The following is an 11,867-nucleotide window of genomic DNA, read 5'->3' as shown; positions in this document are numbered from 1 at the left end:
CTCCTTCTCGAAAAAGCGCGCTTCGCTCAGCGCCCCGCGTAACAACAGAGCGCCGATCCGTCCTCCGCGACCACGGTGATCCGCGGCGTGCGGGGCCAGACGAGCAAGAGCGCGCTCGTGACCGAGGGATCGAGCGGGACGCGGATCCACCCGCCCTCCTGCCGTTCGAGCAGGCGCGCATCCGCGCCCACGGCCCACGCGCCGCCCGTCGTCGGATCGACCGCGACACCCACGAGATCCCGCGTCGTCTGCACGCTCTCCAGCGTCGCCACCGCGCCGCCGTGCGCCGGCTCGACGCGGAGCGCATGTCCCCCGCTGCCCACGGCATACGCGACGCCGCCCGGTCCCGCCGCGATCGCGTAGAGGTGCCCCGTTCGTCCCCAGGGCACGTCGCGCGCGCCGCGCTCGCTGATCTCCACGAGCGTCCCCTGCGTGCCGACCGCGATCCCATGCCCGCTGCTCGTGCGCGTCACGCCCGCGAAGCGCGCCGTGTCCGGCGCGGCGAGCATCGTTGGTGCTCCTTCGTTCGGCAGGAAGATCGCCACGCCGCCCGGACGCGACGCGCGCTCGCCGACGAGCACGATCCCCCGCTCGTCCGCGTGCGCCGCGAGCAGCGTGAGCTCGCGCTCCGGCAGCGTGATCCGCCGCAGCCCGCCGCGCGGCGAGAGGGCCGCGCAGAGCCCCGCGTCGCCGAAGAGAAGGACCTCGCCCGACGGGAGCCGCGACAGGCCTCGCACGGCCCGCACATCGATCCCCGCAGGCAGCGGCGCCAAGGACCACGCGCCGTGCACGAGCCGGTAGAGGCCTCGCGTGCCGAGGGCCATGATCGCGCGTCCCTCTTCGACGACCATCGCCGCGCGGAGGCGCTCGCCTGCGATCGCGGGGCCGAGCAGCTCCCACACGGGCATCGGCGCGGCGACGGGCGCGGCCGAGGGCGTCGGCATGGGCATCGCGGCGGCGAGGCGCGCGCCTTCGCTGGATCGCGGGAAGACCGAGTCGAAGCTCACGGGCTCTTCCGGTGTGCTCCCGCCGCTCGCCGTCGGCCGCACGGCTTCGCGCAAGAGCGGCTCCAGCGCGAGCCAGAGCTCGCGGATCGACCCGTGCCGATGGATCGGATTCGTGCTCGTGGCGCGGCCGATCTCCCGATCGAGCGCAGCCACGAGATCCGGGCGATCGCGGAGCTCCGCCGGCAACGTGGCGCGCACGCGGCCGAGCTGCGGCCGATCGCCCGTCATCAAGCGGAGGAGCGCTTTCGGCTTTGCTTCGCCCGGCTTCGGCGCGAACGCGGCGGTCCCGCAGAGCAGCTCGTAGAGCACGGCCGCGAACGAGTACACGTCCGCCTCGGGCCCGATGGGGCCCGCGAGGTGCCCGAAGCTCTCGGGCGCTTCGTAGAGCAGGTTCGGCGGGTCGAGCGGATCTTGCGGGCCGAGGGTCGTGACGAAGCCGTCCGTGATCCGGGCCGTCTCCTGGCCGCGCTCCTGCGCGATGAGCACGTGCGAGGGCTTCAGGTCCCGATGCACGCCGCCAGCTTCATGCAAGGCGAAGAGCGCCCGCGCCACGTGCCCCATGACGCGCCGCGTGCGCGCCGCGGGCAGCCCAAAGCCGCCGTGCGCGGCGATCACGCGCGCGAGGTTCTGCCCCGGCAGGTACTCGCGGACGAGGCACGGCAAGGCGCCGCGCGGGCTCTCGATCGTGCCGTGATCGATCACGTGCGCGAGCCCGCGCCGCTCCGGGAGCGAGGCGAGCAAGCGGGAGAGGACGTTCGCCTCGCGGGCGAACCGCAGGAGCGCTGTGCCGCCGTCGACGAACCCGGGCCGGTACACCTTCACGGCGGTCGTCGCGCCGAGGACCTCGCTCGTGGTCTTGAAGACCCAGCCGGAGCGGCCTTCGCCGACGAGCTCGCCGAGCTCGTAGCGGACGCCCTGGGCGCCGGAAAGCACCTGGCCGATCAGGCTTTGTCGGAGTTCGGCGTCCACGAGAGCCAAGCTCTACGAGGAAAATGGAGGCGCGAAAAGACGCGAGCGCGAACCCCTCGTGCTCCGAGGGGCCGCGCTCGTAGGGGCCGCCGACTTTGGTGGCTCGTCTTACACGCCGAGGAGCTTGACGAGCTTGTCTCGGTTCGTCAGCCCCACGTGCTGGTCGGCCTTCGCGCCGCCTTTGAAGATCATCACGGTCGGAACACTACGGACGCCGTATTTCGTGGCGAGGTTCGGGGACTCGTCGATGTCGAGCTTGCCGACCCGCACCTTGCCCTCGAACTCGTCGGCGACCTTGTCGACGATCGGGGCGAGCGCCTTGCAGGGGCCGCACCACGTGGCGGTGAAATCCACGAGCACGGGCACATCGGACTGCAGGACCTCTTGCTCGAAGTTTTTCTCGTTGAAGCTGCGGACGTTCTTGCTAGCCATGGTGCCTCGTTCTCTGCCGGGCCGTTGGCCATTGGCGCCTGTTGCAGGTACCCGCACGATCCGGTAGGGCAACGAAACGTAACTTCGAGAATCGGAGCCGACAAGGCTTCCTGCTGACGCTCCCTTTCTGCTACATGACCCCACGCTCCCCCGCGTCGGTCGGGGAGCCCACGAGCTCGAATGGCCCCGCGGATCCTCGTCGTCACGCCGACCTACAACGAGCGTGACAACCTCCCGCGCTTCGTGCGCTCGGTGCTCGAGGTCGTCCCCGAGGCGCACGTTCTCGTCGTGGACGATGCCTCGCCCGATGGTACGGGCGCCGTCGCCGACACGCTCGCCGCCGAGGACCCGCGCACGACCGTGCTGCATCGACCGGGCAAGCTCGGGCTCGGCACGGCGTACGTGGACGCATTTCGGCGCGCGCTCGATCTCGGCTATGACGTCGTCGTGGAGATGGACGCGGATCTCTCGCACGATCCGAAGTACCTGCCCGCGTTTCTGCGGGCGATCGAGGAGGGCGCGGACGTCGTGCTCGGCTCGCGCAACGTGCCCGGCGGCGGCGTCCTCGGATGGGGGCCGGGGCGGCACGTGCTCTCGAAGGGAGGCTCGCTCTACGCGCGGACCCTCCTCGGCGTGCCGATCCGCGACCTGACGACGGGCTTCAAGGCGTTCACGCGCCGCGCCTTGCGCGCGATCGACATCGAGACGCTGCGCTCGAACGGCTATTCGTTTCAGATCGAAACGACGTACCGCGCGCTGCGCAAAGGCCTGCGGGTGACCGAGGTGCCGATCGTGTTCGTCGATCGGCGCGCGGGCCACTCCAAGATGAGCCGCTCGATCTTCGCGGAGGCCGTCGTGGAAGTGTGGCGCTTGCGCTTCGACGCGCTCACCGGTCGGCTCTGACGTCAGCGCATGAAGCCGCGTCGTTGCAGGCTGACGACGCGTCCGAGGGCGACGACCTTGAGCGCGGCCGGATGGTTCTCGTACTCGTCCTGCTGCATGTGCGCCTCGGCGACGATGCGCGCCTTGAAGCGCTGGAACATCGGCAGCTTCTTCGTGAGGCTCTCGGGCAGGTAGGCGGGCATCAGCGACTGCGAGCCCGCGGGCACGAGGACGCTGCGGATCCAGGGCTCCCCGAAGACCGTGCGTTTCTGGTAGTGCCGTTGTTCGAGCAGCATCCGCTCGGTGTGCGTCTCCAGGTAGCTCGGCGGCAGCATGCGGTTGCCCTGCGCGAAGGCGTCCTTCACCTGCTGCGTGAGCCGCTCGGCGACGCCGCTCGAGCTCGACAGCCACGGCGTCTTGAGCAGCTCGTTCACCGTGTCCACGGTCTCCTTGAGCTTCTTGTCGCCCGCGATGAGCGGCGAGACCGCCGTGACCGTGGCCTTCAGCGTCTCGAGTTCGTCGAACGGGAACGTGAGCTCGGCCGAGACGAGCACGAGCGGCGGCGTGAAGGTGCCGTCGTCGGCGACCGCATCACCGATGGCCTCCTGGATGCCCTCGGCGTCGGTGGTCGCGCCGCGCGTGAGCACGGCGAAAACGTCCTTGCGATCCCGCACGTCGGGCGGCTCCTCGGGCGGCGGCTCGTCGTCGAAGTCGAGGTCGCGTGGCTCGGGCTTCTTGTCGAGCAGGAGCTTCCAGCTCGGGTGCTCGCGCATCTTCGGCGCGGCTTTCGGGTCGTACCAGATGAGGTCGACGACGTCGCGCGAAGGGCCGCGGTGGGTGTACGGCCGCGGCGAGACGGCAGGGGAGGGCGAGGACGAGCTGTCGCTCGGCGTCGACCATGGGCCCGCGGCGGCGGCGGCGTTCGAGGCTGCGGCGGCGCCGACGGTCGCGGCGTTCGCGACGGCGACGGGCGGCGGGGGCGCGGCCTGCGAGGCGCTGGAGAACGCGGCGACGGCGGCCGCACCGGCGAGGCCCGCGGCGGCCATCGCGGTCGCCGTGGGGGCGATCGGGCTCGGCGGGGACAAACCCGCGGCCATGCTGCCCACGGTCGGCGCGGGGAGGTTCTCGTTTCCGCCGGCGCGCGCGGACGGGTTTGCCCACGGGCTGTCGAGCGGCGAGGGGCTCGGCGAGGGCGGGGCCTGCGGGACGCGCGCGGGCAGCGGCGGAGGCGGCGGCGCGGAGGGTTGCGCGGCGGGAGGGGCGAACGGCGTCGCGGGCGGCGGCTGGGGTTGCGCGGCCGCGGGGGCGAACGGCGTCGCGTTGGGCACGGCCGGCGAGGGGACGCTGGGGGACGACGATTGGCGCGCGGCCGAGAGCCACGGCGGCGCGGCGTCTCCAGGTTGCGGACGATCGGCCAGCGGTTGCGGCGCGCCCCCGGCGGGCCCCACGTTTTTCGCCGCGATGAACGGCAGGCCGCTCGCCGTGGGCGCGACGCGGGGCTGCGGCAACGCGTTCTCCGCGCGCGGCGCGCTCATCTGGCTGAGCGCGGAGACCGCAGGCGAGGGCGAAGGCGGTTTGGCCGGGACATCCCCCGCCACGTCGGGCCGCAAAAACGGCACGGTCGCAGGGCGAAGTGGTTTGCTCGGGGGCGGCGTGGACCGCGTGGGGGCTTCGGCCGGGGCCTCCGGGAGCGGCTCGCCGGCTTGCCCGCTCGCGACGAGCAGACGCTCGACGTCGGCCCACGTGAGCCGCTGTCCCGGCTCCTCCATCGCGACCACCACGCGGCCGAGGCCATGCGGCCTGTCGAGCCCGATCTGCGCGCGCCACGTCAGCGTGCATTGCGCCCGGTCCGTGTCGATCCAGAGCGTGTCGCACTTCATCGTGAGGTCCTGCGGGGTCCCGCCGGGCCGAACCACGAAGGCGCGCGGATGCAGCCCCGGCAGGCTCGTCACGAGCCGCGGGTGCTGCGGGTGCAGGTTCTCGAGCACGATGCGCTCGTTGTCGCGCAGCTCTTCGAGCTGCTGATCACGCGGGGCGCAGTCGAAGTACGCAGGATCGATGTCGTCGGGCACCGGCTGCTCACGGACGATTTGCTGCGAGAACGACGACGCGTGCGCGCCGAGCGCTTCCATGCGGCCCGGCCACGTCGGCGCGATCGGGCCGTACCCGATCGGGGGGATCACGTCTGCGCGGCTCTGCACGAGCATCCCCGGCGGCTGCAAGTTCGGCACGGGGGAGACGCCGTACGCGTCGGGCTGCGCGTCGGGCCGGATGCCCACCGGGTTCAGCGTGTCTGGACCTCCCGTCGCGCGCTCGTAGCGCAGCGGCACCTTCGTCACGCGGCTCGTCTCGCGCACGGCGCCGTCCGGGCCGTATACGCGCTCGCCGAACGCTTCGATCGACTTGTCGACGCCGCCGACGACGAGGCGCGAGACGATCGACCGGGACGCTTCGCCGCGCGGGGCGAACGCGTTGCCCACGAGGATCACGTCGGCGCGCACCTTGAACGGAACGAGATCACTCGGCGAGTACACGCTGCGTGCGGGATCGTCGTTCCAGTGGTTGTCGTCCTCGTTCGGATCGTCCTGGTTCGCGGCGAGGCGCGACTGGACGGGCGCGAGGTCGTACGTGGCCTTGCAGACGACCGTGAGGACCCACCCGCCGCGTCGTGGCTGCCAGAGCAGCGACGCGACCCGGAAGGGACAAACCGTGACGACCTCCATGGCGGAGTGATACTAATCGACCGTCGCGAAAGCGGATACGGGGGTTCTGGCATGAACGCGATCATCTCGGCGCGTCCGTGGGTTTTGGCGTGTCTTCTGTCGCTCTTCACGGTCGCGTGTGGGCCGTCCTGGCATGTGGTGGCCAAGGCCGTGCCGAATCCGTTCGTGAACCAGCGCAGCTTCGCAGTGGAGCCCGTGCACTTCGAAGGGGTCCAGATCGGCGAAAAGAGCGAGGCGGAGTACCAGGCGTCGAAGGACGGCGATCAGCAGGCGAGCTGGGACGAGGACAAGCGTGCGTTCGCCGGTGAATTCGGCCGGGAGCTCGCCGAGGAGCTGCCCGAGGTCCAGTTCGTGTCCGCGCCCGCGCCGAGCCCGTTCGTGGTGCGGCCGGTGGTCACCTTCATCGAGCCGGGGTTTTACGCCTACGTCGCGGCGCGTCCCTCGGAGGTGCGGATGACGCTGGAGATCTGGGGGCCGGGGCCCCAGCGCCTCGACGTGCTTCAGTTTCGCGCCGTCGTGCCCGCCACGATGACGAACCCATCGAGCGGCGGCCGTCTGCGCAGCGCCGGCGAGATGCTGGGCGCGCAGGTGGCAGAATATCTGCGGACGCGCGTCTTCCCGGATTAATGCAGCGTGTGCCAGTCGCCGTCGTGCTCCACCTTGGGCACCTCGGCCTCCGGCGGGAACGTCTTGCCGAGGTCCTCGCGCTCGCTGCCGTCGATGCGCTCGAGGAGGAGCGGCGCGGGCGCAGGGCGCGGGAGCGGGCGGCTCGGGGGTTCCATCGGGAGCGGCCGCGGCTCCTTGCGCGGCGCGGGCATCGTCGTCCCCGCGCGCCGGCGCTCGAACACGCGCCGCACGAAGAGGACCAGCGCGCAAAGCGCCCAGACCCCGATCCCCGCGAGGAACACGGGCAAAAACCCGTACCGCCGCGCGAGATCCTCCCGCCACTTCCGTTCGATCTGCGCGAGCGGCGCCTCGTGCGTGGCCGCGAGCGCCTGCTCGAACGGCTCGCCGCTCCGCGCCCGATCGAGCGCCCCCACGAACGCCGATCGGTGAGGTTTGTCCGTGAGGAAGCGCGCGAGGTCCGCGGCCTGGGCATACGCGAGCGACGTCTCCGGCGCGTCGGCCGGCAGGCCTCCTTCGAGCGCCGCGATCCCGTGCAGGCGCCTTTGCAGCGTGGCGAGGAGGAGCGCCTGCGCGCGGATCGCCGACGCCTCGCCCGCCACGTGCGCGGCGAACCCCTCGTGCAGCCAGAGCGGCGCGGGCTTGTGGTCGAGCGCCTCGTCGAGCGCCACGTGCGCGAGCGCGTGCGGAAGGGCCACGGCGAGATCCGTCGGCTCCAGCGATCGATGCGAGCCGAGGCTCGTCACCACGAGCCGCTGCTTCGAGAACGCGAGCGCCGGCGCATACCCGGGCACGTCCTCCATCGGGCCGAGCGAGCGCACCTCCTCGGGCACCGCGGCCACGCGGATCTCCACCGCGCCGAGGACCTCCCGCCCGAGCAGCTCGCCCATGGCCTTTCGCGCCCGGAGCACCGCGGGGATCGCGGCGCGCACGCGCTCGTGCGCGGAGGGGTGGTACGCGAATGTGAGGCCTGCCTCCTGAAGCTCCAGGTATCCCGTGGGGCGCGCGGGCACGTCGGCGCGTGGATCCGTCACGGCCGGCGCGTCGTGCGGGCGCGAGGGCGCGGCGAACGCGTCCGCGGCGACGAGCCACGACGCGACCGACACGACGACGAGCGCCCGCAACCCCGCTCTCACGGCGCGACCTGCCCTTTCAGCCGCACCATGCCCGTCGAATCTTCCGTCACCTTCGACGTGATCAGCACCGCGGCGCCCGCGGCCACGACCGCGCCGAGCGGGCCCCAGAACCAGGCCGACTTGTAGAACGGCTTGCGCGTCGGCTCCTCCGGCTTCGGCGGGGCGGGCGTGCTGGTTTGTTTCGGTGCGATCGGCGGAGGCGGCGCGGCCTGCGGCACGATCACGAGCTTTCGCAACGTCGACGCGGCGCCGGGCCACGTGTAGCGGATCTCCCCGGCCTCGCTTCGTTCGATCGTCGGCCCGAGCTCGATCGACTCGTACCGCGCCGTTCCCACGCGGAGCACGCGCGCGACGGGGCGATCGCCGGCCATCGACACGGCGACCACGATCTCGGCCTTCTGCTCGGCGCCGAGCGAGGCGAGCAGCCTGCGGCTCGGGGCGTCGTCGTTCGCCGTGAGCGCGCTCCGCACCTCGGCGAGCTCGCGCTCCTTCGCGGGCGCGTCCGGCGCGGCGGCCTCACCGGCGAGCAGCCGCGCCGCCCGGTCGTCGAGGCCCGGCCGGAGCACGTCATCCCGGTAGATCTCGCGCGCGAGCGGCTTGGCCGCGGCCTCCACGCCGCTCCCGATCGCCACGACGACCGCCCCGCGGCCTGCCGGCGCCGCCGTCTCCGATCCTCGCGCCTCGGGCTCCGCCGCCAGGCTCACGCCTGGGGAGCCGAGCCACATCCCGCACCCGGCGAGGGTAAGGGCGAGCACACGAAAACGCATGTGCGGATTTTACGGACGACCTATCGCCCCGTCAAAGTGTTTTTCGGGAGGCGCCGGCCCATTCTGCTCACAGCTCGCGCTGGTAGACGCGATATTTCTTGTAAATGCGGCCGCCCATCAGCCGGATCCCCGCATTGATGGCCGCGTTGTCCTCGAGTGTCCACGAGAGCTCGCCTCGTTCGAGGCCGAGCAGGTGGGCGGAGCGGTTCATCGCGACGTAGAGGAACGCGGAGAGCCCCGCGTACTTGCGCACGTGCCGGTACTTCTTCTTGATGCCGAGGATGATGAGCCGCCCGCTCTTCGGCCCCTTCACGCGCAGCCGATAGAGGAGCTTCGCCACGTTGAACGGAAAGAGTTTTCCGTCGAAATCGCGGATCACCTCGTTGATGTTCGGCAGCGCGAGCGCCACCGCGGCCGGCTCGCCGTCGATCGAGACGAGGTAGGTGATCTCGGGGAACAGGATGAGCTTCATGTCGGCCGCCATCTTGGCGAGCTCGCGCTCCGAGAGCGGCACGAAGCCCCAGTTGTCGCTCCACGCGTCATTGAAGATGTCCATGAGGACGCGGACCTCTTCGCCGAAATGCGCGGGGTCCAAGTGGCGGACCGTCACCTCGGGCATGCCGAGGACCTCGTCGTGCGCCTTCTGCGCGCGCGCCGGGACCGAGCCGACGTCGTACGTCCACGCATAGAAGTCCTTGAGCTTCGCGAGGCCCGCCTGCTCGATGAGCCCGCCCTGGTAGGGCCGGTGGTGGGGCATCATGATCATCGGCGGCGTATCGAAGCCCTCGACGAGGCAGCCGAGCTCCTCGTTGATGTTCAGCGAGATCGGCCCGCGCAGGAGCTTCATCCCCCGGGCGCGGTTCCAGTCCGCGGCCTTTTCGAGCAGGGCCCGCGCGACCTCCGGGTCGTCCAGCGTATCGAGGAACCCGAAGAACCCGGCCGCGTCCTTGTGCCGTTCGAGGTGCGTGTGGTCGATCTGCGCCGTGATACGCCCGACGCGGCGCCCATCCCGGTAGGCGACGAACGCCTGCGCGTCGCCGTGGTCGAAGAACGGGTTCTTCTTCCGGTCGAGCCGGTCCTCGATGTCCATGTCGAGGGGACGCACCCAGGCCGGATCGTCCGCGTAGATCTCCCGCGCGACGTCGAGGAAATCCCGCCGCCGCTTCTTGTCCTTCTCGCCAAGCTCGACGATCTCGATGGCCATTGCCCGCCGTCCGTACCGTTCGGAGGCCGGCGACGCAAGAGGAAACGAGGGAACATGGAACGAAATGGGGCCGCCCGCGTACGGGCCGCCCCATTTCGCTCTCGCCGCGCGAAGCGCGCCGCTTCAGTTGATCTGGATGTTGAACCCGGAGGTGCCGTTCAGGCCCTTGCCGCCCACGCCGCCCTCGGGGTTCGTCCCGCCGTTCGCGCCGAGGCCGACCGCGCCCGTCGAGCAGCTATTGCCGTCGAACGTGAACGTGACGCCGCTGGTGCGCGCGAGGCACGCGCTCGGGCCGCCGCCGCCGCCGCCGCCGGCACCGCCGGCCGAGCCCTTTCCGCCGTTGCCGCCCTTGCCGCCGGGGCCGCTGTCGTCGTTGTGCGCGCCGCCGTTGCCGCCGACGCCGCCGTTCTGTCCCAGCGCGCCATTGCCGCCGAGCCCGCCGTTGCCGCCGGCGCTCGTCTGGATCTCGTTCTTCGACACGGTGACCTTGCCGGAGACCGCGAACACGCCAAAACTCCCGCCGCCGCCGAAGCCACCCTTGCCGGCATTGCCGCCCTTGCCGCCGCAGCCGCCGCTGCCGCCGCCGCCGCCCTTGTCCCAGTCGCCGAGGCAGAACCCGCCGCCGCTGCCGCCGCCGCCGCCGCCGCCGCCGCCGCCGCCCTTGGCCGTCTGGGCGTTCATTCCGTCGGTGCCGTGCGCCGGCCGATAGAAATGGTCCTGCACGCCGCCGAGCGTCGCGCCGCCCTGGCCCGCCTGTCCTTGCGGGGAATCTGCGCCGTTTTGCCCGGTCCCGCCGGCCGGCCCGGCGCCGCCGATGGCGGGCGTGCAGCCGTTCCACGCGGCGCCGCCGCCGCCCGACGTTCCACCGAATCCGGACGAGCCGGCCTGGCCGTTGTTCTCGTTCGCCCCGCCGTCGCCGCCCTTCCCGCCGGGCGCGTCGCATACCGGCGCTGCGCCGCCGATGCCGGAGTTCTGGTTTTTCTGGGCGCCGGCCGACCCGTTGAGCCCGCCGGGCGCCTGCGATTGCGCTTGCGCCGCTCCGTTCGTGCCGGCGTCCCCGCTGGTCCCGCCGCCGATCACCATCTTGTTGTATCGCACGAAGAGCTCGCCCACGCCGCCGCCGAGCCGCACGCCGTACGTGCTCGCGCCCGAGCCCTGCGGCGTCGAGGACTCGATCGTGATTCCTTCGATGTGCGTCTCCTGATCGATTTGCGGCGCGTAGAACACCGTGCCCACGGCCTTGACCGTGGTCGTCACCGCCGCGGATCGCCGGAAGCGGAAATCGGCATTGTTATGATCGAATCCGCCGTAAATGTTGATACCTGAGACCACGGTCACGGCCTCGTTGTAAATCTCGCCCGAAAGGCAGACCGACGGGACGCCCTTCGACTGCGCCTGCTGAATGGCCGCGGCGATCGTCTTCATCGGGTCCTGCCGCGTGCCTGGGCTCGCGTCATTCCCCGCGCCGGCGGAGACGTAGATGCACTGCTCGGCGACGCCGTCCGTCCCGTCGCAGTTGTCGTCCTTGTATCCGTCGTCGATCGGGTCTTTGTCGGCGCTCACCAGCGTGCACTGATATTCGCAGCCGCACTGGGCTCCCGTGAGCGGGTTTCCGTCCACGTCCCAGGTGCCCGCGGGGCAGCCCATGGAGCATGGATCGACCATCCCGCCGCCCGTTCCGCCGCCGCCTGCGCCGCCCATCCCTCCAGCGCCGCCCGCGCCGCCCATCCCGCCTTCGCCGCCTGCGCCGCCCGAGCCGCTCGACGCACTCGCCGAGCTCGAGCTCGACCCCGAGCCGCCGCCCGCGCCGCCGCCCGCGCCCCCTGCGCCGGCATCGCCGCCCGATCCTCCGTCGCCGCCCCCGTTGCCGGATCCGCCGATGCCGCCGGTGATGCCTCCGGACGTCACGGACCCGCCCTCGGCGCAGCCTGCGACCGAAACGGCCCCTACCAAACCGACCAAACCCAGTGTCGTACCAAGAAGAAGACGCGCGCGCATGCCTGAATCTTTCTCTCCCGCACCATCGGTTGGCAAGGAATTTCTTCCATTTCGACGAACGCCGTACAGCCCGAATGTGATCGTCCGACCCAGGCCTCCGGGGACGTCGCAAAATGCGACGCGGG

General features: G+C 71.5%; 9 protein-coding genes. 2 read left to right on the top strand and 7 right to left on the bottom strand.

What is annotated here, in order from left to right:
• Positions 1 to 26 precede the first annotated feature (26 nt).
• Both E8A74_RS28520 and trxA read right to left on the bottom strand, forming a co-directional pair.
• Positions 27 to 1,976, bottom strand: a complete 1,950-nt coding sequence (locus E8A74_RS28520; protein ID WP_170229445.1) for a serine/threonine protein kinase — start codon at positions 1,974 to 1,976, stop codon at positions 27 to 29.
• Between the two features lie 108 nt (positions 1,977 to 2,084).
• Entirely contained in the window at positions 2,085 to 2,408 is a 324-nt protein-coding gene (gene trxA / locus E8A74_RS28515; RefSeq protein WP_136932242.1) for a thioredoxin, read from the bottom strand.
• Between the two features lie 180 nt (positions 2,409 to 2,588).
• Between trxA and E8A74_RS28510 the strand changes: the two genes are divergently transcribed.
• Positions 2,589 to 3,311, top strand: coding sequence for a polyprenol monophosphomannose synthase (locus tag E8A74_RS28510; RefSeq protein WP_136932241.1), 723 nt, complete (start codon positions 2,589 to 2,591; stop codon positions 3,309 to 3,311).
• Positions 3,312 to 3,313: 2 nt separating this feature from the next.
• Here E8A74_RS28510 and E8A74_RS28505 read toward each other — a convergent pair whose 3' ends face one another.
• On the bottom strand, positions 3,314 to 6,013 hold the full coding sequence (locus E8A74_RS28505) for a DUF2169 family type VI secretion system accessory protein (RefSeq protein WP_136932240.1): 2,700 nt from the start codon (positions 6,011 to 6,013) through the stop codon (positions 3,314 to 3,316).
• A gap of 51 nt (positions 6,014 to 6,064) precedes the next feature.
• Here E8A74_RS28505 and E8A74_RS28500 point away from each other — a divergent pair, with 51 nt between their 5' ends.
• Entirely contained in the window at positions 6,065 to 6,640 is a 576-nt protein-coding gene (locus E8A74_RS28500) for a hypothetical protein (protein WP_136932239.1), read from the top strand.
• Here the strand turns inward: E8A74_RS28500 and E8A74_RS28495 are convergent.
• The 4 genes from E8A74_RS28495 to E8A74_RS55630 all read right to left on the bottom strand — a co-directional run bounded on the left by E8A74_RS28495 (position 6,637) and on the right by E8A74_RS55630 (position 11,652).
• On the bottom strand, positions 6,637 to 7,773 hold the full coding sequence (locus tag E8A74_RS28495) for a peptidase MA family metallohydrolase (protein WP_136932238.1): 1,137 nt from the start codon (positions 7,771 to 7,773) through the stop codon (positions 6,637 to 6,639). The genes E8A74_RS28500 and E8A74_RS28495 overlap by 4 nt on opposite strands.
• On the bottom strand, positions 7,770 to 8,540 hold the full coding sequence (locus tag E8A74_RS28490) for a hypothetical protein (RefSeq protein WP_136932237.1): 771 nt from the start codon (positions 8,538 to 8,540) through the stop codon (positions 7,770 to 7,772). Before E8A74_RS28490 ends, E8A74_RS28495 begins: the two co-directional genes overlap by 4 nt.
• 67 nt (positions 8,541 to 8,607) lie before the next feature.
• Positions 8,608 to 9,744 carry a hypothetical protein gene (locus E8A74_RS28485; protein ID WP_136932236.1) on the bottom strand — a complete coding sequence of 379 codons (1,137 nt, stop codon included), beginning with the start codon at positions 9,742 to 9,744 and terminating at the stop codon, positions 8,608 to 8,610.
• A gap of 123 nt (positions 9,745 to 9,867) precedes the next feature.
• Positions 9,868 to 11,652, bottom strand: a complete 1,785-nt coding sequence (locus E8A74_RS55630) for a PE-PGRS family protein (RefSeq protein WP_136932235.1) — start codon at positions 11,650 to 11,652, stop codon at positions 9,868 to 9,870.
• Positions 11,653 to 11,867 lie beyond the last annotated feature (215 nt).

This window comes from Polyangium fumosum (assembly GCF_005144585.1).
Lineage (GTDB): Bacteria > Myxococcota_A > Polyangia > Polyangiales > Polyangiaceae > Polyangium > Polyangium fumosum.
This window is presented reverse-complemented; position numbering and strand designations above follow the sequence as displayed.

What these genes read in the sequence shown, in the direction of transcription:
- trxA (WP_136932242.1), bottom strand. Translation starts at nt 2,408, where the DNA reads ATGGCTAGCAAGAACGTCCGCAGCTTCAACGAGAAAAACTTCGAGCAA.
- E8A74_RS28505 (WP_136932240.1), bottom strand. Translation starts at nt 6,013, where the DNA reads ATGGAGGTCGTCACGGTTTGTCCCTTCCGGGTCGCGTCGCTGCTCTGG.
- E8A74_RS28510 (WP_136932241.1), top strand. Translation starts at nt 2,589, where the DNA reads ATGGCCCCGCGGATCCTCGTCGTCACGCCGACCTACAACGAGCGTGAC.
- E8A74_RS28490 (WP_136932237.1), bottom strand. Translation starts at nt 8,540, where the DNA reads ATGCGTTTTCGTGTGCTCGCCCTTACCCTCGCCGGGTGCGGGATGTGG.
- E8A74_RS28500 (WP_136932239.1), top strand. Translation starts at nt 6,065, where the DNA reads ATGAACGCGATCATCTCGGCGCGTCCGTGGGTTTTGGCGTGTCTTCTG.
- E8A74_RS28485 (WP_136932236.1), bottom strand. Translation starts at nt 9,744, where the DNA reads ATGGCCATCGAGATCGTCGAGCTTGGCGAGAAGGACAAGAAGCGGCGG.